Consider the following 23,322-nt stretch of genomic DNA (forward strand, 5'->3'; position numbering starts at 1 on the left):
GTCGGCCGGAACGAGTGTAACGAGGCGTATCCGTATGGCGAACAACAAATACAGCGAGTCGGTTGAAGACAAGGCTTTCAAAGCTTTGGACGAAGCGCTGCAAATCGATTTCAGCGATGACGGAATACCAGCTCGCACCGGACCTGCGCCGCGTGCAACGGAGGCAGATTTGGCCGAGACCTCGAATGCGCGTGCACGCCAGGCAAAGGAAGAAGCGGCTCGCAAGGCCGCCGCAGCCCGCGGAATTGCCGGGCGACCGGGCGATACCCCTCGCAATCAGATGTTCGAACCCGCCAACGATACCAGCAGGGCCAGCCCCCAGTCAATCCTGCGCTCGCTGGACAACGCCTCCATCGGCGGCGCCATCCGCAATGCGACGATCTTCTCGGTCATCTGGCTGATTGCCGGCATCGGTCTGACGAGCGTCATCTATTCCCCGCCGATCTGGCAGATCCGCTCGCTTGCTGAACTCGTTGCCCTCCCCGGCGTCATCGCCTGCATCATCGGCATCCTTGTGCCGATCCTGCTGTTCTATGCCTTTGCCATCATGCTGTCGCGCGCCCAGGACATGCGCAATGCCGCCCGCTCCATGGCTGAAGTGGCCCTGCGTCTCTCCGACCCCGAAACGATCGCCTCCGAGCGCATCATGACGGTCGGCCAGGCCGTGCGCCGCGAAGTCTCCGCGATGAACGAAGGCATCGAGCGGACCATCGCCCGCGCCACCGAACTCGAGACCCTCGTCCATTCCGAAGTCAACGCGCTCGAGCGCAGCTACGCCGACAACGAAATGCGTGTGCGCGGCCTCGTCCACGAACTCGGTTCCGAGCGCGACGCCATCGTCAATCACGCCGAGCGCATACGTTCGTCGATCTCTGGCGTCCACGAGCAGATCAAGGAAGACATGTCGCTCGCCACCGAGGAGATCGCCATTCGCCTGGCGACTTCAGGCGAAGCGTTTGCGACCCTGATGGACACGCGCGCCGCTGCACTTTCGGAAAAGTCGAACGCAGCCCTGCAGTCGCTCGGCTCGCTGCTGGCGGCCAAGACCGACAGCCTCATCGAAAACCTGAGTGCTTCCGGCTTCGCACTGAACCAGGAATTCGATACGCGCCTGGAATCCCTCTCCACCACCCTGTCCGAACGCGGCAAGAAGCTTCTCAGCCAGTTCGAGACACGCGCCTCGACGCTGGATGCCAACACCGACAAGCTGAATGCCGCGCTCAACGACCGCGCCCGCCAGTTGAACGAAACCCTGATCGCCCGTACCCGCGAAATTAGCGACAGCCTGAACAGCGGTGAACGCGGCATCACCGGTACCCTCGACAACGTGCTTGCAAAGCTCAACAGCGCACTTGACGAAAAGGGAGCCAGCTTCCGCCAGAGCCTGCAGTCGAGTGTCGACGACACCGTCATGGACCTAGACCTTCGCTCCGGCTTTTTCGAAGAGCGTCTGCAGTCGACGGTCGCGCAGGTGTCGACAAGCTTCGACGAACGTGTCGCGGAATTCGCAACGGCATTCGACAAGCGTGCCGGCTCGCTCGACAGCAAGCTGATAGAAAGCCTTGCGCGCATCAACGAAACGCTGGCCGGCGGCTCGGAAGCCATGGACGGCATCCTTACCACCAGCATCGAGCGTATCGGCTCCTCGCTGACCGACCATTCCTTCGCACTCGCCACAGCCCTGTCGACCGGCCATGAGGTGCTCGAAAGCGCCATCGGCTCGAAGGCAGCCGAAATTACCTCGGCGCTCGAAAGCCGCACTAGCGAATTCACCGCTGCGTTGCGCGGCGCGACTGGCGATGTCGCAGCCGTGCTCGGCACGGGCTCCGAAGAGCTGCAGGCAGCCCTCAGCGCCCGCACAGAGCAGCTGACGTCGGCACTTCGCGGCGCCACGCTCGAACTCTCATCATCCCTCACCACAAGCAGCAACGAACTGAGCAGCACCATCGCAGCCCGCTCAGCCGAGCTGACATCGGCGCTGACAGCCGCCACGACCGATGTTTCGTCGGCCGTCATTTCCGGCACCGAGACCCTGAATGCCACGTTCGAGGGTCGCGCCGAGGCACTGAGCGAGGCGCTTGCTGCACGCTCCGGACAGTTTACCAGCGTCATCGAAACAGCCACGTCCGAACTGACGACGGCGCTGTCTTCCGGTACCCACGAACTGACATCGGCCTTTGTCGGCCGCACGCAGGCGCTCAACGACACCCTGTCGGCGCGCACCGGCGAAATCACCCAGACGCTGGGCTCCGCCCACGAGCGGATCGATGCCGTCATGGCCGAACGCAGCGGCGCGCTTTTCAATGCTCTGTCGGACAGCCAGTCGCGCTTCGAACAGACCCTGGCCAGCCGTTCCGAGACCATCGTCAGCGCCGTTTCGGACAGCCACGAACGCCTGACAGACGCACTGGACGAGCGCACCATGACGCTCGCCATCTCGCTCTCCGATAGCCAGGAACGCCTCGAGCAGACCCTTGCCAGCCGCTCCGAGACGCTTTTGGGCGCAGTATCGACGACCCACGAGCGTCTGACCGATGCCCTGGACGACCGGACGATGGCTCTCGCCATCGCACTGTCCGAAACCCAGGAACGCCTCGACCAGACCCTGGCGAGCCGCACCGATGCCTTCACCAATGCCGTTACCGACAGCCGCGACCGCCTGACGGAAGCGCTGGACGAGCGTGCCATGGCGCTTGGCATCTCGCTGTCCGAGACGCAGGAGCGGCTCGAACAGACCCTGACCAGCCGCACGGACGCCTTCGCTGCTGCCGTTTCCGACGGCCGCGAACGCCTCACCGAAGCCCTGGACGAACGCGCCATGGCGCTGGCGATCTCTCTGTCGGAGACACAGGAGCGGCTCGAAAACACGCTCAGCACCCGCGGCGACGCCATCGCAACGTCGGTTTCCAGCGGTCACGATCGCATGCTGGAAACGCTGGACAGCAAGACCCGCGTCCTCGCGCAGACCTTGGCCGAAAACCACGCTCTGCTGGACGAAACGCTGGGCGTCAGCGTCGAGGCGATCAATGCAGTCGTCTCCAGCAGCCACAGCCGCCTCGGCGATGCTCTCGACGACAAGACCATGGCGCTCGCCATCTCGCTCGAAGAGTCCCAGAACCGTTTCGACAGCGCGCTCGAAGCCCGCACCAACGCCATTCTCGACAGCGTTGCCGGCGCAGAATCCCGCATCGCAGGTACCTTCGGCAAGGAAGCCGAGACCATCCGGGCGGCCTATGTCGACAATCACGAGCGCCTCGACCAGGCTCTCGGTGCCCACACCGAACGGCTGGCCAGCGTCCTCAACAACGGCGGCGAACGCCTCGAAACCGTGGTCGGCCAGTCGACCGCGCGCGTCGAGAATGCGCTTGCCGACACCACGGGCCGCCTCGAGGCCACCATCGGCACCGGCCTGACGCAGATGGACCACAGCCTCGAAAACGCCCACGAGCGCCTGCGCACCACGCTCGACCAGCGCGGCAACGCCATCCAGCAGACGTTGCGCGACGCCCACGAGCAGATCGACGGTACGCTTGCCGAACAGGCCATGACCATCGGCACGTCGATCGCCACCACCGTCGGCATGATGGAAATGTCCCTCGAAGAACACGAAGCCTCGCTCCGGGGTGCCATCGACACCAGCGCCCGCTCGCTCGAGGAACGCCTGCAGAACAGCGCCGGTGCCATTGCCGGCAAGTTCCAGGACGCCGCCGGTGAAATCACCCGCTCGGCCGAAACATTTGCGTCGCACCTGACGACCTCCGTCGAAGGCATGACGACGCGCTTCGAAGACACGGGCTCGCGCGTCGAGTCCGGTCTCGTCGGCATCGAACACCGCATCCGCGACGGTATCTCCGGTGTCGTCGAACAGGTCGACGCTGCCGGTAACCGGCTGGCGGAAAGCCTCTCAGGCAGTGTGGAGCAGATCGACCGCGCCACCAGCGAGGCAGCTGCCCGCCTGACCGAGACCCTCGACGGACGCACTGCCAACCTCAGCAACGCCATGGAAACCGGTACCGCCCGCATCGACGAGCGCCTGTCCACCATGGATCGCGCGCTCAATCTCGGCCTCGATGCTGTCAACCGCACCATCGAGGGCAAGGCCACCGCACTGGCAACGACGCTGCGCACGGCAGTTGCCGACGCCGCGCAGGGCATGGACAACGAAGCCACGCGGACCGCAGAGCTGCTCGCCAGCACCGGCCAGCAGTTTGCCGATAATCTCGGCAACCGCAGCGAAGACTTCACCCGCACGATGGAAGAGCGCTCGCAGGACATCGTACACCGCGTCTCCGAGACCCAGAACCGCCTTGCAGGCCAGGCGGCAGCCGTCGCCCAGACGTTCTCCGAGGCCGGCAACATCATCGTCAACAAGGTTGCCGAAGCTGAAGGCCTCGTCGGCAACCAAGTCACAGCGCTGTCTGCCGCCCTCTCCGAGGTCGAACAGTCGCTCGAGGCCCGCGGCGCATCGCTGCGCTCGGCCCTTGCCGGCACCGGCGAGGAAATTGCATCCACCATGGCCCGCGTCGAACGCGCGCTTGAGGATCGCAGCACCGCCATCCGCACAAGCCTCGACGAACGCAGCCGCGATATCGATGCGACGCTTTCGGATGTCGACAAGACACTCGAAGCCCGCACCCAGCAGATGCGCTCCACATTGGCCGGAACAGGCGAACAGATTGCCTCCAGCCTGACGCGCGTCGGCGAAGCCCTCGAGGAACGCACCAACGCCATCCGCACCAACCTCGACGACCGCGCCCGCGATATCGATGCGACGCTTGCCAATGTCGACAAGGCGCTGGAAGCACGCGGTTCGTCCATTCGCAATAGCCTCGACGACCGGAGCCGCGACCTGAACTCCATGCTGGCCGGCCGCTCTGCGGAACTGGTACGCATCATCGACGAAAAGGCTCGCCCCGTGGTCGACGCCTACGCCGCCACCGGCGAACAGGCAGCCGAGCGCATCGCAGCGGCAGCACAACAGGCAGCCGAGCGCCTGCGCGCCGAGAACGCCGCGCTGGTCAATGCCATCGCGTCGCGCACCAACGAGACACTGGCCGCCATTTCGGCCCGCACGGAAAGCGTCACCAACACGGTGGATGCGCTGGAAACGAGCCTGCTTTCGAATGTCAACGGCCTCATCGAACGGCTGGGCGACAACAACTCGGCGATCGTTGCCATGCTCAACCGCGCCACGCACGATCTGGCCGAAGTCGATACACGCCTCGGCTCGACCAGCACGCGCTTTGCCGAGAGCGCCGGCAAGGCCTCCGAACTGGTCTCCGCCTCGACCCGCCTGCTCGAAGGCAAGATCGACAAGCTCAGCGACATCTCGATCCACACCCTGTCGCAGGTCGGCGGCATCATCAACCGCTTCGATGAGCACTCCAAGGTCCTGACCCAGGCATCGCAGCTTCTGGGCGCCGCCCAGTCGAACCTGATGTCGACGCTGGAAGAGCGTGAAAGCGCTCTGGAAGGCCTCTCGGTCGGGCTCGTTCAGCGCTCCGAGGAAATCGAAAAGACCCTGCGCGCCGTCGGCTCCATCGTCGAAACCGCATTCGACCGCGCCGAACAGCGTTCCAACCAGGTGTCGGGCAACCTGCGCCAGGGCGTCCAGGCATCCGTGGCCGATATCGGTCGCGTGCTGTCCGAGACGGAAGCCCGCGCCCAGCAGACGGCCGAGACGATGCGTGATGCGCTCGCCAAGGCCGGCCAGGAAGCAAACGACGCGATCGAGGGCACCTTCGCCAATGCCGAGCGTCGCTCCAACGAACTCACCAGCCGCCTCCGCGGTGGGCTGACAGCGTCGATGTCGGATGTCGAGAACATGTTCTCGGAAGCTGGCAAGACGACTGACAATGCCGCCTACTCCATGCGCGAAACCCTGCGCGTTGCCGTCGAGGAGGCCATCGACCGCTTCTCCGGCGCCACCGACGAGATCCGCCGTTCGGCCGGCGACATCCGCAAGGAACTAGACCTTACCCGTACGGAACTGAAGCGCGGTGCCTTCGACCTGCCGGAAGAAGCCAAGGAAAGCGCCGCTGCCATGCGTCGCGCCGTGGCCGAGCAGATCAAGGCCCTGCAGGATATCTCGCAGATCGTCGGGCGCTCCTCGCAGCAGCTGGAAATCGCACCGCCAGTGGCACGGGCTTCCGCCCAGCCGCAGCGCGTCGCTCCACAGCCGGCAGCCGTCGCGCCGCAGCCTCAGCCAGTTGCTCCGCAGCCGCAGCCGGTCGCCCAGCAGCGCCAGCCGATTGCCCAGCAGCCGGCACCGCAGTTCCTGCAGCAGACGGAAGCTGCCGCGCCGCAGCGTCCGATCGAGCCGATGGGCCTTCGCGGCACCATCGCTGCCGACCGCGCGCCACAGCAGCCACGCCAGCCCGCAGCAGCGCCAACGACGCCTGCCCGGCAGGATCAGGCCGGCGGCGGATGGATCAGCGACCTGTTGCGCGGCGCATCGCGCGACGACGCGGCCGACACGGCACCGGCCCGCGCACCCGCCCCGCGTGCTCCCGCCGAGACCGCCGCCCAGGCACCTCGCTCCGGCGATGCCAGAAACCCGCGTCACGTCGTGGAATCGCTGAACTCTCTGTCGGTCGATATCGCCCGCGCCATCGATCACGACGCATCGGTTGACCTCTGGCGCCGTTACCAGCGCGGCGAACGGGATGTCTTCACCCGCCGTCTCTACACGCTGAAGGGTCAGCAGACCTTCGACGAGATCAAGCGCAAGTATGACCGCGAGCCGGAATTCCGCACCGCCGTCGACCGCTACATCGGCGACTTCGAAAAGCTGCTCGCAGACGTTGCCAGCACGGATCGCGACAAATCCGTCACCCAGTCCTACCTGACCTCGGACACCGGCAAGGTCTACACCATGCTCGCCCACGCTGCCGGCCGTTTCAGCTGACAACAGCACCCCGCATAAACTGAAAAATCCCTGATCAGGGACCCCAGCACTTCAATAGAAAGCGGAGCCAAGTACCGATTATTTGGCTCCGCTTTTTATTTCCTGACATCTGCCTATCGCGACAGGGCTCTGGCCAAAATGCTTTCGTGTACGAAATGGGGTCCCCGGCCTTCATTTCGTAACTCTAGGGCTCTGATGATTTTCAGCCCATCATGGCTGTGCCGCCAATCTCGCGAAGCCTCGACCGCCACGCACAGGTAATGCGTGTTTCTGCATACGGTGCGTTTGAACCCGCCTCCGCGATCTGAAATCATTCCCTCTATCGCCTTACGCGGACCGAGAGTAAATCTTCCCGTCAGTACGAACATTCGCTGATCAAAAACAACTTCGTTATGATCCTCAAGTGCACCTTCGATTACGCCGACGTTGCCGAAGGTAGCCAGCCCGGTGTCGGTGGCGCTATCTCCGACCAGATGGGTGATCCACGTACATATGTCGTCGGATTCTTCCGGCGTGATCCTGCCATCGGCGATTGATCGACGCGCCGCATCTCTAAGGTTAGTCACCCGTAGATCAGCTTGGATGTTGGGATAGTTGGCCAATCGAGAAAGCAGCTTTTCTACTTCTCTAACAGTAATACGATTATCGCAGGCTATCCCGGCACAAAATCCATACAGCTCGTTGATTTCGTCTTTATCGTTCTCGATAATGAAATTACGGGATCGCATGGTAACGATATTTTCAACGATGTCGTAAATTTCGTGCGGCTCGTTCTTCCAGATATGAAGATCTTCAATGAGCTCGTGCGCATCTGGATCATGAAGCAGATTGAGAAAATTTCTGGCTTCGACAACTAGCGGATCGTATTCGGCAGTCTCGACCTTGCTACTTGCCAGAATGCCCTTCAGAAAGCCCAGCCAATAAGCGAGCGCCTTCCGATAGTTTGACCCGGCGTTAATTCTATCGAGCGATGCGCCTTCATGCTCGTATTGACCCAGCTTTATGGTGTCGACCATTCTATCCCCCTCGTAAGATGAGATAAAATACAACCTATCAGAGAAAATATTGAAAAGCGAGAATAAGCCTGCGAGACGCAAAATCGACCAATTTTGCGCCACTTAAAGTTGGAGAATTGCGTTAAACTATCCGGACTTTAAGCGAGGCCTATCCGCATCGCGCTCATCATCCCGTCATAACCGTTGCCGACGAGGTATAAGCACATTCTGCAGGCGGAGAGGCCCGTTAAAACTTTCTGTCGCCGTTTCTGGAGCGCGCTGCGAATATTTCGGAGTTCGGTCAAATCCTTAAAAGTATTTTGACGGTAGGTAGTCACGCAAAAATCCAGCGGCCGCTTTAGCGCGCGGCCACGACGCTGAGGATGAGGCCGCTGGTGGAGCCGACCATCAGGAAGCTTCCGCCGATGCGGACCCATCGATAGCCGTGGGGTGGCGTCTTCAGGCGGTAGCGGGTGTAGTCGAGGGGGACGGCGTGGTTGCGGTCAGAGGGCGAAAGCCGATGGCCGCGCGTCCAGCTTCCCTTGTGCAGAACAGGCCGATGAACGTCTTTTGATGGCGTCGCGGCAAGGGCCGCAGGGGCTTGCGCCAGCGGTGCAATCAGGCACGCCGCAGCAAGCAGCGCGGTGATCGTCTTCTTCATCGGCTTTCCTCGTAGTTTTACGTCTTTTAGACGCGCAGCCATATCTGAAAAAGGTGACGGATCGCGGTCAAATATATTAAATTTTGTCAATGCAGTCAGGCGCGACCTGCTGTGGGGCAGGCCGGCCAGGCAAACATGGCCCACAACGTCCGTCAACCTAGAGGATGTCGTAGTTGAACCAGTCGAAATCTGCGGGTTTCGCCCGACCAGAGAGATCGAAGGCAAACATGCCGACAAAGGCGCCGGTGAACGAGCCGTGCTCTCCTCGTCCGCCCTCGTCCGAAATCACGCCAGCGTCGAGCACCGGCCCAATCGCCTGCCATGCACCCATGCCCTCGGCCTGCCAGTAGAACTGCAGGTCGTTGTCGCGTACCTCCAGGGAGAGCTGCAATCGTCCCTCTGGAACGGCGACGCCACTGCCGATGGGGAAGGTAAGGCGTCCCTCCGGATAGTCGCCCGGGCATGAGAGAATGGTCAGGCACCTCCCCAGTTCCTCATGGACGGTGACGGCGAGCGCATAGAACTTGAAGCGGTTATAATAATGGGTCAGCCCCGCTACCTGTTGGTAGGTATCCGGCAGAAACTCGATCACGGTTTCCGCCCGGAACCGATGATGCTCCTGCCGACGGGCAACCAGCGATTGCTCGAACCAGGAGCCGATGCTTTCGCGGCCGAACAGCCGCAGATGGCCCGGCCGCTCGGTAAGACTGAACAGCCGCTCCGGCCTCGGGGTGCGAAGCCACTGGAAATCAGCCGGCAATATCGCTCCGTCGAAATTCGCACCGCTGCGTCGCGGCTTGTCGATGGGAACGGCACCGGCAAGGCCCGGAACGTCCACGTCGCCCACCACGGTGCCGTTTGCGAGATAGAGCCAGTCATCCTTCCAGACGCATTTCTGCAGGGCCGTCTCGCGGCCGAGTGTGCAGCGACGCAACGGCGCCAGCGGACGGCCACAAAGGTGGGTGTGATAGGCCTCGCCGTCAGGGGTCTCGACATATTGGCCATGCCCGGTGCGCTGCAGGCCTGCCTCCGGGTGATCCTTCGCGGTGATCAGGTGGCTGTCCGGATGCAGTTCGTAGGGCCCGCCGATATCGCGCGACCGGGCCATGGTGACGGCATGGTCGTAGCCGGTGCCACCCTCGGCGGTCGTCAGGTAATACCAGCCGTTGCGCTGGAACAGGTGCGGACCCTCGACGAGACCGAGCTGGCTGCCGGCAAAGATGTTGCGGATCGGGCCTTTGAGAGACTTGCTGGCGGCATCGTATTCCTGCAGCAGGATACCGTCGAAGGCAGGCGACTTCGGCGAGCCGCCAAAGCTCTCGCTGCGGTGGTTCCACTGCATGTTGACGAACCACTTGCGACCGTCGGCATCGTGAAACAGCGACGGGTCGAAGCCCGATGAATTGACATAGACCGGATCCGACCAATCGCCCTCGATGGTCTCTGAAGTCACGATGTAATTATGGGCGTCCTTGAAATTGCCGTCGAGCCGTTTGACGTCGGTGTAGACCAGCCAGAAAAGCCCATCGGCATGGGACAGGCAAGGCGCCCAGATGCCGCAGCTGTCCGGATTGCCGCGCATGTCGAGCTGCGCCTGGCGCTCGAGCGGCCGGCGCACCAGCGTCCAGTTCACCAGGTCGCGCGAGTGGTGGATCTGCACACCCGGATACCACTCGAAGGTCGATGTCGCGATATAGTAGTCGTCACCGACGCGGCAGATGGACGGATCGGGATTAAAGCCGGGTAAAATAGGATTGCGGATCATCGGTCTACCTCCTCCAAGGCGATGAAAGCGCCGCCCACAGGCGGCGCCTCAGTTCGAACTATCGGCACACAGTCACCGAGCAGTGACTATTCCAGCTCGGCCGACTTGGCCCAGAGGTTGATATCGGCTTCCTTGGCATAAACGTCGATTTCACTCAGCTCCTCGGCGGTGAAATCGACGTTGTCGAGCGCCTTGACGCAATCGACGATCTGTGACGAACGGCTGGCGCCGATCAGCGCCGAGGTCACCCTGCCGCCGCGCAGAACCCAGGCTATCGCCAGCTGCGCCAGCGTCTGGCCGCGCTTTTCGGCAATCGCGTTCAGCTTGCGGATATTCTCGAGGATCGACGGGCGTATGAATTCCCGCTTCAGGAAATGGTCCTGCGCGGCACGGCTGTCTTCCGGAATGCCGTTCAGATACTTGGTCGTCAGCATCCCCTGCGCCAGCGGCGAAAAGACGATGGAGCCCATGCCGACGTCGTCCAGCGTGTCGAGCAGCTTGTCGTCCTCGACCCAGCGGTTGAGCATGGAGTAGCTCGGCTGGTGGATGAGGCATGGCGTGCCCAGTGATTTCAGGATCTCGGCCGCCTCGCGGGTGCGCTGTGAGTTATAGGACGAGATACCGACATACTGTGCCCGCCCGGAGCGAACGATGTAGTCGAGAGCACCGCAGGTTTCCTCGAGCGGCGTGTCCGGATCGAAGCGGTGCGAATAGAAGATGTCGACATAGTCGAGGCCCATGCGCTTCAGGCTCTGGTCGCAGGAGGCAACGAGATACTTGCGGCTTCCCCACTCGCCGTAGGGACCCGGCCACATGTTGTAGCCGGCCTTGGAGGAGATGATCAGTTCGTCCCGCAGGCCGGCAAAATCCGTGCGCAGGATTTCGCCGAACGCCGTTTCGGCCGAGCCCGGAGGCGGGCCGTAATTGTTGGCAAGATCGAAATGGGTGATGCCGAGGTCAAAGGCGGTGCGGCACATCTCGACCTTGCGGTCATGGGACGTGTCGCCACCGAAATTGTGCCAGAGGCCGAGCGAAACGGCCGGCAGCTTCAGGCCGGATCGGCCGGTGCGGTTGTACTTCATCTTGGAATAGCGGTCTTCCGCCGGTTGCCAGCTCATCGATATCTCTCCCATGCTCGAACGCGGGCTGTTCAGCCCGCGCGCACAATAGCTCCCGCCAGCTTTACTTCAAGAGCGCCTGTGCCTCTTCAATGCCGAGCGCTGCCGGCTGGCTGCAGGTGGTCGTCAATTCGATAAACCGGTTCTCGGCGCCGGAAGTCAGGATCGACGTCATGACATCGACGCCGTGCAGCGTACGGTCGAGCGAGCACCGGGCATCGCGCCCGTCGATCAGCGAGGCCGCCATGTCGGCGAGCCCGGCGGTGCGATAATTGGCGCGCGGACCCTGCGGACTTTCCTGGTTAGCGATGCCGAAGGGATGCTCCCATGCATCCAGCGTCTTGATGTCCTTGTTGCGACCGCTGGCTTCGACCGTTCCACCGAAGAAATTCGGATCGGGCACGTAGAGCGAGCCCTCGGTGCCGTAGAGCTCGATGCTGCCATGCCGATGCGACCAGACGTCCCAGCTGGCCGTGAGCGTGATGGTCGCGCCGCTGACGAATTCCAGCAACGCCTGGATGGTCGTCGGCGTCTTCACCGGAATGATTTCGCCATGGCGTGGCTGGCTGGTGATCGTGCGGGTCTCCGACGCCATCGAGGTCATCGCGCCGACGCGCTTGACGGGCCCGATCAGGTTGATGAGATCGGCCACGTAATACGGGCCGAGATCGAGGATAGGACCGGCGCCGGGCAGGAAGAAGAAGTCCGGGTTCGGATGCCACATCTCCATGCCGGCGCTCATCACATGGCAGGTGCCCGACGTGATCCGGCCGATGCCGCCGTCGTCGATGAACTTGCGCGCCAGCTGGTGGGCGCCGCCGAGAAACGTGTCCGGGGCGCAGCCGACGGCGAGCCCCTTTTCCGTCGCAAGACGCCGCAGCGTCTCGCCCTCTTCCAGCGTCAGCACCAGCGGCTTTTCCGAGTAGACGTGCTTGCCGGCTTCGAGGATACGCTTGGAGACCGCGAAATGGGCGTCCGGGATGGTCAGGTTGACGATCACTTCGAGCTCGTCGTTTGCGAGCAGTTCGTCGATCGTTTGCGCCCTGACGCCAAACTCCTCCGCCCGGAGCTCCGCCGCACCCATGTTGATGTCGGCGCAGGCGAGCACCTTCAATCCCTTGAAGAGCGGTGACAGCGTGAAATAGGTCGTTGAGATATTGCCGCATCCAATGATGCCGACACCGAGTTCCTTGGCCATGATGAGCCCTCCGATCAGTAGGTCTTGAACGATGCGATAGAGCGCGTCACGACGCGGTCCAGATCGTTGGGATTGTCATGCTCCACCACATAATGGCGGGCGCCCGTCGACTTCAACGCCTGCATCAGCTTGGCCCAGTCGAGTGTGCCGTGGCCAACGTCGGCCCAGCCACCCTCGTCCGTGTTTTCGCCGGCCGGCGCGATGTCCTTGACATGGACGGCGGTGATGCGCGGACCCAGCGTCTCTATCCACGCGAACGGATCGGCGCCGCCGCGCACCACCCAGGCGATATCGGCTTCCCACGAAAGACCGGGGCCACCGGCCATGATGTGTTCCATCGGCGTCGAGCCATCGGCAAGCTTGACGAACTCGAAATCATGATTGTGCCAGCCGAAATCGAGGCCGGCATTCCTGAACCGGCGGCCCGCCGCCTCCAGCCGGGCGCCAAATGCATGCCAGCCCTTTGCGTCCGAGGGCCGCTGGTCAGGCATGATGTGCGGTGCGTAGATCGACTCGATGCCGAGCACGCCGGCGATCTCGAGGGCACGCTCGGGGTTGCTCTCCAGCAGGTCGAGGCCGAAGTGTCCGGTCGGCATGGTGAGGCCGTTGCTGTCGAGATCGGCACGCATCGCCTTCAGTCCGGCATCGTCGAGGCTCGCATACATCGCGCCGTAACCTTCGACCTCCTTGTAACCGGCCTTGGCAACCTTGGCGAACACGTCGGAAAACGGCGGGAACTCGCGGGCGCTGTAAAGCTGAAAACCAAGTGTCGTCATTGCTTTCTCCTCCATGGCCGTTCGGCCTGTCGTCTTGGCCGGCTTGTGCCGGTCGGGGTGCCGCCGATGGCAGCAACGTGATCGGGGTCAGTCCAGCGATTGGCAGGACTGCAGGTCGTAGAAACGGAAATCCGGCAGGGCGTCGGGCGCCATCGGCAGCGACGGCATGAACCTGACCAGCCGCGTCTCGCCGGCCGTAAGATCGAATGCGTTGTCGGAATAGCGCCCGTCCGTCTCGCTCTCGATCATGACGAAAAGTGCAAGTCCGCTGGCGGTGAGCGTCATTTCGACCGCCCCGTCCTCCGTGCGCTCGATGCGCCGGACGCTGAGGCCCGATGGCTCGAGTTCCAGCGCCTTGTAGGTACCGTGGACGTAGTGTCCCTGCCCGCCCATGCCGTTCGAAGTTGTGAATGTCCATCCGAGAAGGCAGCCGGGAGCAATCGCCGCGGCATCGACCTCGAAGGCGGCAACGGCAGCATCCGGACCGCAGGTCGCCTGCACCGAGGTCATCGGCCTGACCTCACCGGACATTGTGATGACGTGCAGAGCGAGGTCGATGCTGACCTCGTCGAGTGTGTCGTTGACGACGGACATCCGGATCGTCGCCTTGTCCTCGGAGGGGATCGCGGCAACTGCCACCGGCTGGAAGAAGCGGCGCACCATGTAGTGCATCGCCTTCCAGCGCCCGCCATAATCGAGGCTGGACCAGGAAGCGACCGGCCAGGTGTCGTTCAGCTGCCAGTATATCGTCCCCATGCAATGGGGCTTCAGCGAGCGCCAGTAATCGACCGCCGTCTGGATCGCCAGCGCCTGCTGGATCTGGCTGAGATAGACGAAATTGGCGAAATCCTTGGGGAAGCGGAAATAGCGGAACATCGTTGCCGCGATCCGCTCGTTGCCGCCGGCGTTCTTCTGGTGAAGCTCCATCACCGGCGATGCGACGTTCATGTCCTTCGGCTCGGCATAGGTCCGGATGACCGGCAGCGAGGTGTAGGACTGAAAGCCGAATTCCGAGCAGAAGCGCGGGCGCACGGAGCGGTAATTGTCAAAGCTCTTGTTCTCGTGCCAGACCGACCAGTAGTGCATGTCGCCGGAGCCATCGGCATGCCAGGCATCGCCGAAATCGAGATAGCCCGAGGCCGGGCTCGACGGCCACCAGATCGCCTCCGGCGCCGCCTGCTTCATGGCAAGCTCGATGGTCCGGTTGAGCCGGTCGTATGAGACCAGGTAGCGGTCGCGATCCTTGCGCGATTCCTCGAACCAGGTGAGAGCGCCCACCAGTTCGTTGTCGCCGCACCAGAGCGCGATCGAGGGATGGCTGGCCAGACGCTTTACCTGATACATCACCTCGGCCGCGACATTGTCGAGAAAGTCCCCGGTCGAGGGATAGAGATTGCAGGCGAACATGAAGTCCTGCCAGATCATCAGGCCAAGCCGGTCGCAGATGTCGTAGAACCAGCCGGCCTCGTAGAAGCCGCCGCCCCACACCCGGATCATGTTCATGTGCACATCGGCTGCAGACTGCAGCAGGTCCTCGGTCTTTTCCCGGCTCGAGCGCGAGAACAGCGCATCGGCGGGGATCCAGTTGGCACCGCGGCAGAAGATCTCGCGACCGTTGACCTTGAAGGCAAACCGGCTGCCGGCCGCATCCTTGTCGGTGATCAGTTCGATGGTGCGAAGACCGATCTGCCGTGTCACCACCTCGTTTCCGGTTTCGACCGACAGCCTGTAGAGCGCCTGCTCGCCGCTGCCGGCAGGCCACCAGAGCCTCGGTTCGTCGATATGGAAGACGTGGGTAATGGCGGTCTCGCCGGCCACCACGCCGCAATCAAGCCGCACCCGCTCGCCGTCCAATTCGAAATAGAGCTGTGCCACCCCCTGCCGGCCGGCAAACAAGGCCGCCGTCACCAGGAGATCGACGGTGCCGTCGTCGTTGTGCATCTGGCGCGTCGTCACGCTCTCGATCCGCGCCGTCTCCAGCCGGCGCAGCGCTACCGTGCCGTAAAGTCCGAGCGGCGCGATAGCGATATTCCAGTCCCAGCCGAAATGGCTCTGCGGCTTGCGCAGCATGTTGCCGTTGGCGATGGGCGAATTGCCGGGATGGTAGGGGATGTAGAAGGGCTGCTTCTCCTGCAAGGCGGCGCCGACTGCAATGCTGGAATGCAGCACGATGCTGAGCGTGTTTTCACCGGGTCGCAGAGCCTTGGAAACATCGGGACGATAGCGGCGAAAGCAATTGTCCGCCTCGAGCACGACGGTATCGTTGATCGTAACGGTCGCCACCGTATCGAGAGAGTCGATATCGAGATACCAGTCACCGTCGACCTCGCCGAGGACAAATCGCCGCTGCAGCACCCAGTCACGATGGGCCACCCATTGGACCACCTCCTCGTTGCGCCCGACATAGGGGTCGACAATGATGCCGGCCGCCTGCAATGCCGAATGGACATCGCCGGGGATCTGGATTTCGGCCTGGTGGTCACTGCCCGGTGATGTCAACTGCCATGGGCCGGCGAGATCGATCGAAGTTTCTGTATCCGTCATGCCGTCATTTCCTAAATTCAACGCCGAAAGCGCCTCTCGCTCTTTCTTCGCTCAGTCCTCGGCCAGCAGGGCATGCCTCAGCGGCGCGGAAGCGCCGAAGGAGACCCGCAACCCCTCGCCCCTAGATCCGCAATTCTGTCGCAGCGTCGAAGACCGAGGCCACGGACATGTCGAAAATCAGCTTGATCGCCGCACCCGGCTTGAAACGACGCGCGCCGTTGATGCGCACCGACATGATGTGGCCGGCATGCTTGATCCACAAAAGGTTGTCGGCCCCCATCGGCTCTTCGATATCGACGACCGCATCGTGGACTTCAGCACCGGGACCGGCGGCCTCGTTGACCCCTATATGCTCCGGACGCAGCCCGAGGACGACCTTGCGACCCGCCACAAGGGGCTCGGAAGCCGCATAGCCGTCGAGCGTGAAGTCCACGCCGTTGGTCGAGAAAGCCACCTTGCCATCGCGCTCGACGAGTTCGCCACGCAGGAAGTTCATCGACGGCGAGCCGATGAAGCCGGCGACGAACAGGTTGCGCGGCGCGTTGTAGATCGTGGTGGGATCGTCGAGCTGCTGGATGACGCCGTTCTTCATGATGGCGATGCGGTCTGCGAGCGTCAGAGCCTCGATCTGGTCATGGGTGACGTAGATCATCGTGTTCTTCAGCGCATGGTGCAGTCGCTTGATTTCGACGCGCAGCTCGGAGCGCAGCTTTGCATCGAGGTTGGACAGCGGTTCGTCGAACAGGAAGACGTCGACGTCGCGCACCAACGCCCGGCCAATGGCAACGCGCTGCCGCTGGCCGCCCGAGAGCTCTGCCGGCTTGCGCTTCAGCAGCGGCTGGATCTGCAGGATCTCGGCAGCCCTTGCGATGCGCTTTTCGATCTCCGCCTTCGGCAGACGCGCCACGCGGAGGCCGAAGGACAGGTTCTTTTCGACCGTCATCTGCGGATAGAGGGCGTAGGACTGGAACACCATGCCGATGCCGCGGTCCTTGGGCTCTTCCCAGGTGACGTTCTTGTCCTTGATGAAGATCTGGCCGTCGGAGATGTCCAGCAACCCGGCAATGCAGTTCAAAAGGGTTGACTTGCCGCAACCGGACGAGCCGAGAAGCACCAGGAACTCGCCGTCCTCGATTTCGAGGTTGAGGTTCTGCAGGACATTGACCGCGCCGAAATTGAGCGACAGATCGCGAATGGAAACACTGGATGTCATGATCAACCCTTTACTGCGCCGGCGGCAATGCCCCGGACGAAAAGCCGTCCCGAGACGAAATAGACGATCAGCGGAACGAGGCCGGTGAGGATCGTCGCGGCCATATTGACGTTGTATTCCTTCACGCCCTGAACGGAATTGACGATGTTGTTCAACTGCACCGTCATCGAATAGAGATCGGGCGTCGTGTAGACGACCCCGAACAGGAAGTCGTTCCAGATACCGGTGACCTGCAGGATCATCGCGACGACGAAGATCGGCAGCGACATCGGCACCATGATCTTGAAGTAGATGCCCCAGAAGCCTGCGCCATCGACGCGGGCCGCCTTGAACAGTTCCTGCGGCAGGGATGTGAAGTAGTTGCGGAACAGCAGCGTCAGGATCGGCATGCCGAAGACCGAATGCACCAGCACCAGTCCCGTCAGCGAGCCGTAAAGCCCGATCGAGCGAAGCATGATGACGATCGGGTAGAGCATGACCTGATAGGGCACGAAGGCGCCGAAGATCAGGATCGTGAAGAACAGCTGGGCTCCCTTGAAGCGCCAGTTGGCGAGCGCGTAGCCGTTGACCGAGGCGATGGCGATCGAAATCAGCACCGACGGCAGGGTGATCCTGACCGAATTCCAGAACCCGCGGCTCAGTCCGTCGCAATTGAGGCCGGTGCAGGCGGAGGACCAGGCCTTCACCCAGGGCTCGAAGGTGATCTCCATCGGCGGTGAGAAGATGTTGCCCATGCGGATCTCGGGCATGCCCTTAAGCGACGTGACGATCATCACGTAGAGCGGCAGGAGATAGTAGGCCGCAACGACGAACAGCGTTCCGTAGAGCATGATGTTGCGGGGCGAAACGATTCGCCGGGGCTTGGCACCGCTCGGGCCGGAAAGCGTACGCGGTGCCGCCATGCCGGGGGCTGGTTGATTGACTGCGAGCACGTCAGGCATTCTTCCGGCCTCCGCCAAATTCGAGATAGGCCCACGGGACGACGACGATCACCACCGAGATCAACATCATCGTCGAGGCCGCGAAACCCTGGCCGAGATTTTGAGCCAGGAACATGAGGTCGTAGACATATTTGGCGGGAATTTCCGAAGCGATCCCGGGTCCGCCACCCGTCTGCGCGACAACCAGGTCGTAAAGTTTGACGATGCCGCTGGTGATGATCACCAGCGTGGTGATGAAGACCGGACGCATCATCGGGATGATGATCAGCAGGTAGGTTTTCCACATCGGGATGCCGTCCACCCGGGCCGCCTTCCATATATCCTCGTCGATACCGCGCAGGCCGGCGAGCATAAGGCACATGACGAGCCCGGTGCCCTGCCAGAGACCGGCAATCAGCACACCGTAGATGACGATCCTCTGGTCATAGAGCGGATCGAAGGTGAAGGTCGAAAAGCCTAGGCTGCGCACGATGTGCTGGATGCCGAATTCCGGGTTGAGGATCCACTGCCAGACAAGCCCCGTGACGATGAAGGACATCGCGAACGGGTAGAGGAAGATCGTTCGAAACGTGTTTTCGAACCGGATCTTCTGGTCCATCAGGGCCGCCAGCAGGAAGCCGATCAGCAGGCTGAAGATCAGCGACAATATTCCGTAGATCGCCAGGTTCTCGATGGAGATCAGCCAGCGCTGCGTCCCCCACAGCCGGCGGTACTGGTCAAGCCCGACGAAATTGAGCCGGGGCAGAAGCTTCGAGTTGGTGAAGGAATAAACGACGGTCCAGATCGTTCCGCCGGTGAAGACGCAGAGAGCCGTCAGGATCATCGGGATGGAAGCGACCTTGGCGTTGAGATTTTTGAAAAGCTGCCTCGGGCGAGCATTCTGGGGCATGGGGGCCTCGCGGTCCTGTCTCGGAAAGAGTGGCCGGCCCTGGGGGGGGCCGGCACCAAAGCGAGCTTATTCGGCGCTGCCGATGATTTCGGCATAGCTCTTCTGCGCATCTTCAGGCTTGATGCTGGCGTCGTTGAAGAACTGCGTCATCAGGTTGTTGAGCTGCGTCGTCGTGTCCGGAGTGATCAGTTCGTCCGTACTTTTGACGACGTTGCCCTTCTTCAGGACAGCCAGTCCCTTCTTCATGCAGTCATTGGCAGCCGTCAGGTCGACGTCGCCACGAACCGGCATGGAGCCCTTCTTGAGATTGAAGGCGAGCTGCCCTGCCGGCGACATCATCACGGAGGCGAGAACTTCCTGCGCCTTGGACTGGTCGGCATTGGCAAGCTTGGGGAAGTAGATCGAATCCCCGCCGGTGCTGATGTAAGGATCGGCGGCACCGAGATCGACGAGGCAGGTATAGTCCTTGCCGGCGACCTGGTTGGCCACCTGGAACTCGCCCTGCGCCCAGTCGCCCATGGACTGCGCCCCGGCCTTGCCGGTGATCACGAGGTTGGTTGCCTGGTTCCAGTCCTGCACGTTGGAACCCTTGGCCAGCTTGCGGGCGTCGTCCGCAGCCTTGAAGATCTTGGCCATCTCCGGACCGGCCGCTGCCTTTGCGTCCTTCTTCTCATAGACACTGAGATAGAGGTCCTTGCCGCCGAGGGCGAGAAGCAGGTTGTTGAACAGTCCGGTGACCTGCCAGGACTGCTGACCCAGCGCCAGCGGAAGAATGCCGGCCTTCTGCAGCGCCGGACCGGCCGCGACGAATTCATCCCAGTTCTTCGGAACAGCAACGCCAGCCTTTTCGAAAGCGGCGTTCGATAGCCACAGCCACTGCCAGGCATGGATGTTGACCGGTACGCAATAGATCTTGCCATCGACGGTGCATCCGTCGAGAAGCGATGGCGGGTTGATGACTGATTTCCAGTTTTCCTTCATCGCGACATCGTTGAGATCGCGCATCAAGCCGGCCTGGACGAGCTCTTCTGCCTGCCGACCATGGTTGAACTGCGTGGCACCCATCGGCTTGCCGCCGGTAATGCGCGAGACCATGATTGGCCGGGCTGTATCACCGGAGCCGGCAATGGCACCGTCCACCCAATGGTTGCCTGTCGCATCGAATGCTTTCGCAAACTCCTTGACCGCCGCAGCCTCCCCGCCGGACGTCCACCAATGCGTCACTTCAAGATCTGTAGCCTTCGCCGAAACGGCAGAAAGCGCCACGGAAGCCAGCATGGCGACCGTCAAAAAACGCATATTCATGAGTTCTCCTCCCTCACTGAAACGTTACAGTAAAAACGTAGAGCAATCGTTTTGAGGGCGCAACTACCTGGGCGCAATTTTCTCAGAAAAAAGCCTATCCTTCCCATTGTGAGCATCTGCTAAGCAAAAATGAGCGTTGCGCTCAGCAAAAAGGCAAATCCGATTCACGCGCCTTATTATCGCCAATGCATTGTTTTCGTGCATTTTTCTTTTTCAAGAGACCCCTCTATTTTGGTGGTTATTTCGCAGCCGCACAAATTTGCGGCATTGCAGCAGAGGCAGCAGGGATGGAGATCTCCAATGAAGAAAAGCAAAATATGGGCTCGACATCGGAACTGTATCGTTACAGATTTAGCACCTCAGATCGCCACAGGCCCACCCGTTGACGCTTGCGGTCCAAGCGCCATCATACTAAGGCGTCCCATCAGGAACGGCGTTGGACAGCATGGACAATCAAGAAAATTCAGAAGGAGACCGGCGCCCAGCCGCTATCCGCGAGCGACCGACCTTGAAAACCATCGCCTTCATGACGGGCCTCGGCATCACGACCGTGTCGAGGGCGTTGAAGGACGCCTCCGATATCGGCGCAGAAACGAAGGAGCGGGTGAAAATGGTTGCCCGCCAGCTCGGCTATCAGCCGAACCGCGCAGGCGTGCGCCTGCGCACCGGCAAGACCAACGTCATCGCCCTGGTGCTCAGCATTGACGAGGAAATTCTCGGTTTCACCAGCCAGATGGTATTCGGCATCTCCGAGGTCCTATCCGGAACGCAGTATCACCTCGTGGTGACACCCTATTCCCACGACCGCGATCCGATGATTCCCGTCCGCTACATTCTCGATACGGGGTCGGCCGACGGCGTCATCATTTCGCGCACGGAGCCGGACGATCCGCGCGTCCGGTTGCTGGCCGAGCGCAACCTGCCCTTCGTCACCCATGGCCGCACAGACATGGGCATCGTCCACCCGTTCCATGATTTCGACAACGAGGCGTTCGCCGAGGAAGCGGTCAGGGCGCTCACCGCCAAGGGCCGCCGCCGCATTGCCCTGCTGCCTCCGCCGGCGCGGCTGTCCTATTACACCCACACGCGCAACGGCTTCCAGAGCGGCTTGCTCCGCTATGGTGCCGAGGAAGTCCCGCTGAAGATCACCATCGATGCGCCGCTGGAAGAAATCCGCAACGCTATCGAGCAGCTGATGCGCTCCCCCAATGCGCCGGACGGTATCGTCTCCACAGCCGGCGGCGGTGCTATCGCCGTCAACGCGGGCATCGAGGCAGCCGGCCTGCGGCTCGGGCACGATGTCGATATGGTCGCCAAGCAATCGAGCCATATCCTGAACTGGATCAGGCCCGAGATCGTCACGATCTACGAGGACGTACGTCACGCCGGCCGCGAACTGGCGCGCTCGCTGATCCGCAGCATCGACGGCACCGGGCCGGCAGAGCTGCAAAGCATCAGCGCCCCCGTCTGGCCGGACGCCTCGTAGATAACGTCGCGACTTCAGCCGCACCCAACGAGAAGAGCCCGCCGAAACGTCGGCGGGCTCTCTCATTTTTCTAGATGGCATCTAGGGCGAAATCAGCCCTGTGCGCCGCTGCCCCAGGGGCCGTGGTGGATATCCTTGCCATCGACCCGGTCGAAGCCGTGGGCGCCGAAGAAATCGCGCTGGGCCTGGATCAGGTTGGCGGTACCCCGCGCCTGGCGATAGGCGTCGAAATAGCCGAGTGCCGAGGCAAGTGCTGGAACCGGCAGACCGGCAGTCACGGCGGCGGAGACGATGCGGCGCAGCGATGGCAGCGATTCCTTGACCATGTCGGAGAAGGCCGGCGTCACCACCAGGTTGGCGGCATCCGGCGCCTTGGTGAAGGCGCTGGTGATTTCATCCAGGAACTGCGAGCGAATGATGCAGCCGGCGCGCCAGATCTTGGCGATAACAGGCATTGGCAGCGACCAGTCGAACTGGCGCGATGCCTCGGCCATGACGGCGAAGCCCTGCGCATAGGCGCCGATCTTTGCCGCGAACAAGGCCATTTCCAGATCGTTCAGCAGGTCGGCGCCAAATGTCATCGGAAATTCGTTTGTCGGTGCGCCAAAGATCTTTTCGGCGGCCTCGCGCTGCTCCTTCATCGACGACAGGCTACGGGCAGCCACGGCTGCCTCGATGGCGGTTGCCGGGATGCCCATGTTCTGCGCTTCGATCACCGACCACTTGCCGGTGCCCTTCTGGCCGGCCTTGTCGAGGATGATGTCAGGCATGGCAGTCCCTGTGGTCGGGTCTTTCGCCGCCAGCACCTTCTCGGTGATCTCGATAAGGTAGGAGTTCAGACGACCCTTGTTCCAGTCGCCGAAAATCTTGCTGATCTCGTCCGCGCTCTTGCCGAGACCGTCGCGCAGGATGCCGTAGATCTCGGCGATCATCTGCATGTCGGCATATTCGATGCCGTTGTGGACCGTCTTGACGAAATGGCCTGCACCGTCTGTGCCGAGCCAGGCGCAGCAGTCCTCGCCGTTGTATTTGGCCGAGATCGAGGTCAGTACCTTCTCGACGCGCTTGTAGCTTTCCTCGGTGCCGCCGACCATGATCGACGGGCCGTGGCGGGCACCCTCCTCGCCGCCGGAGACGCCCATGCCAATAAAGGTCAGCTCGGTGTCCTTGAGGCGGTCGAAGCGGGCCATGGTGTCGCGGAAATTGGCGTTGCCGGCGTCGATCATGATGTCGCCCTTGGACAGATGCGGCTGCAGCGCCGCCATCTGCTGGTCGACGGGTTCGCCGGCCTTGATCATGATGATGATCGGCCGTGGCGGCCGGATAGCCTCCACGAACTCCTCGATCGTCCGGCAAGGGATGATCTGCTTCTTGAGGTCACCAGCACTCTCGTAGAACTCGTCGGTAACCGAGGTGGTCCGATTGAACACGGCGATCCGATTGCCTTTTTCAGCGATGTTCAGTGCGAGGTTGGACCCCATGACCGCAAGGCCGATGAGACCGATTTCTGCCTTTTCCACGACA

14 protein-coding genes are annotated in these 23,322 nt (G+C 62.0%); 2 read left to right on the plus strand and 12 right to left on the minus strand.

What is annotated here, in order from left to right; all coding sequences use genetic code 11:
- The first annotated feature begins 34 nt into the window (after nt 1-34).
- Nucleotides 35-6,907 (plus strand): hypothetical protein, encoded by a 6,873-nt coding sequence (locus J5289_RS11725; protein ID WP_209183857.1) that lies wholly within the window; start codon nt 35-37, stop codon nt 6,905-6,907.
- 113 nt (nt 6,908-7,020) lie between these two features.
- Here J5289_RS11725 and J5289_RS11730 read toward each other — a convergent pair whose 3' ends face one another.
- The 11 genes from J5289_RS11730 to J5289_RS11780 all read right to left on the minus strand — a co-directional run bounded on the left by J5289_RS11730 (nt 7,021) and on the right by J5289_RS11780 (nt 20,312).
- Entirely contained in the window at nt 7,021-7,923 is a 903-nt protein-coding gene (locus J5289_RS11730; protein ID WP_209183858.1) for a hypothetical protein, read from the minus strand.
- Between the two features lie 337 nt (nt 7,924-8,260).
- Entirely contained in the window at nt 8,261-8,563 is a 303-nt protein-coding gene (locus tag J5289_RS11735) for an RcnB family protein (RefSeq protein WP_209183859.1), read from the minus strand.
- 157 nt (nt 8,564-8,720) lie between these two features.
- Nucleotides 8,721-10,328: a glycoside hydrolase family 43 protein gene (locus tag J5289_RS11740; RefSeq protein WP_209183860.1), complete on the minus strand. Its 1,608-nt coding sequence runs from the start codon at nt 10,326-10,328 to the stop codon at nt 8,721-8,723.
- Nucleotides 10,329-10,414: 86 nt separating this feature from the next.
- On the minus strand, nt 10,415-11,446 hold the full coding sequence (gene mgrA, locus J5289_RS11745; RefSeq protein ID WP_209183861.1) for an L-glyceraldehyde 3-phosphate reductase: 1,032 nt from the start codon (nt 11,444-11,446) through the stop codon (nt 10,415-10,417).
- A gap of 64 nt (nt 11,447-11,510) precedes the next feature.
- The gene (locus J5289_RS11750; RefSeq protein WP_209183862.1) at nt 11,511-12,644 is read right to left on the minus strand and encodes a Gfo/Idh/MocA family protein; all 1,134 of its coding nucleotides are present in this window, start codon (nt 12,642-12,644) and stop codon (nt 11,511-11,513) included.
- Between the two features lie 14 nt (nt 12,645-12,658).
- The gene (locus tag J5289_RS11755) at nt 12,659-13,420 is read right to left on the minus strand and encodes a sugar phosphate isomerase/epimerase (protein WP_209183863.1); all 762 of its coding nucleotides are present in this window, start codon (nt 13,418-13,420) and stop codon (nt 12,659-12,661) included.
- An 87-nt stretch (nt 13,421-13,507) separates the two neighbouring features.
- A complete protein-coding gene (locus tag J5289_RS11760) occupies nt 13,508-15,964 on the minus strand; it encodes a glycoside hydrolase family 2 protein (RefSeq protein ID WP_209183864.1) in 2,457 nt (818 codons plus the stop codon).
- A 121-nt stretch (nt 15,965-16,085) separates the two neighbouring features.
- Nucleotides 16,086-17,177, minus strand: a complete 1,092-nt coding sequence (locus J5289_RS11765) for an ABC transporter ATP-binding protein (RefSeq protein ID WP_111221842.1) — start codon at nt 17,175-17,177, stop codon at nt 16,086-16,088.
- A gap of 2 nt (nt 17,178-17,179) precedes the next feature.
- Complete coding sequence (locus tag J5289_RS11770) at nt 17,180-18,118, minus strand: carbohydrate ABC transporter permease (RefSeq protein WP_209206547.1); 939 nt, start codon at nt 18,116-18,118, stop codon at nt 17,180-17,182.
- The gene (locus J5289_RS11775) at nt 18,111-19,007 is read right to left on the minus strand and encodes a carbohydrate ABC transporter permease (RefSeq protein ID WP_209206546.1); all 897 of its coding nucleotides are present in this window, start codon (nt 19,005-19,007) and stop codon (nt 18,111-18,113) included. The genes J5289_RS11770 and J5289_RS11775 overlap by 8 nt, the downstream gene beginning before the upstream one ends.
- Before the next feature lie 66 nt (nt 19,008-19,073).
- Complete coding sequence (locus tag J5289_RS11780; protein WP_209183867.1) at nt 19,074-20,312, minus strand: ABC transporter substrate-binding protein; 1,239 nt, start codon at nt 20,310-20,312, stop codon at nt 19,074-19,076.
- A gap of 445 nt (nt 20,313-20,757) precedes the next feature.
- On the opposite strand from J5289_RS11780, the gene J5289_RS11785 reads away from it, so the two are divergent.
- The gene (locus tag J5289_RS11785; protein WP_209206545.1) at nt 20,758-21,798 is read left to right on the plus strand and encodes a LacI family transcriptional regulator; all 1,041 of its coding nucleotides are present in this window, start codon (nt 20,758-20,760) and stop codon (nt 21,796-21,798) included.
- A gap of 92 nt (nt 21,799-21,890) precedes the next feature.
- Here the strand turns inward: J5289_RS11785 and gndA are convergent, their stop codons facing one another.
- The gene (gene gndA / locus J5289_RS11790; protein ID WP_209183869.1) at nt 21,891-23,318 is read right to left on the minus strand and encodes an NADP-dependent phosphogluconate dehydrogenase; all 1,428 of its coding nucleotides are present in this window, start codon (nt 23,316-23,318) and stop codon (nt 21,891-21,893) included.
- Between the last annotated feature and the right edge of the window lie 4 nt (nt 23,319-23,322).

It is taken from the genome of Rhizobium sp. B230/85, assembly GCF_019355735.1.
GTDB lineage: Bacteria > Pseudomonadota > Alphaproteobacteria > Rhizobiales > Rhizobiaceae > Rhizobium > Rhizobium rhododendri.

Bases quoted from the DNA above. Each gene is read 5' to 3' on its own strand.
- J5289_RS11725 (WP_209183857.1), top strand. From the start codon at position 35: ATGGCGAACAACAAATACAGCGAGTCGGTTGAAGACAAGGCTTTCAAA.
- J5289_RS11730 (WP_209183858.1), bottom strand. From the start codon at position 7,923: ATGGTCGACACCATAAAGCTGGGTCAATACGAGCATGAAGGCGCATCG.
- J5289_RS11735 (WP_209183859.1), bottom strand. From the start codon at position 8,563: ATGAAGAAGACGATCACCGCGCTGCTTGCTGCGGCGTGCCTGATTGCA.
- J5289_RS11740 (WP_209183860.1), bottom strand. From the start codon at position 10,328: ATGATCCGCAATCCTATTTTACCCGGCTTTAATCCCGATCCGTCCATC.
- mgrA (WP_209183861.1), bottom strand. From the start codon at position 11,446: ATGAGCTGGCAACCGGCGGAAGACCGCTATTCCAAGATGAAGTACAAC.
- J5289_RS11750 (WP_209183862.1), bottom strand. From the start codon at position 12,644: ATGGCCAAGGAACTCGGTGTCGGCATCATTGGATGCGGCAATATCTCA.
- J5289_RS11755 (WP_209183863.1), bottom strand. From the start codon at position 13,420: ATGACGACACTTGGTTTTCAGCTTTACAGCGCCCGCGAGTTCCCGCCG.
- J5289_RS11760 (WP_209183864.1), bottom strand. From the start codon at position 15,964: ATGACGGATACAGAAACTTCGATCGATCTCGCCGGCCCATGGCAGTTG.
- J5289_RS11765 (WP_111221842.1), bottom strand. From the start codon at position 17,177: ATGACATCCAGTGTTTCCATTCGCGATCTGTCGCTCAATTTCGGCGCG.
- J5289_RS11770 (WP_209206547.1), bottom strand. From the start codon at position 18,118: ATGCCTGACGTGCTCGCAGTCAATCAACCAGCCCCCGGCATGGCGGCA.
- J5289_RS11775 (WP_209206546.1), bottom strand. From the start codon at position 19,007: ATGCCCCAGAATGCTCGCCCGAGGCAGCTTTTCAAAAATCTCAACGCC.
- J5289_RS11780 (WP_209183867.1), bottom strand. From the start codon at position 20,312: ATGAATATGCGTTTTTTGACGGTCGCCATGCTGGCTTCCGTGGCGCTT.
- J5289_RS11785 (WP_209206545.1), top strand. From the start codon at position 20,758: ATGGACAATCAAGAAAATTCAGAAGGAGACCGGCGCCCAGCCGCTATC.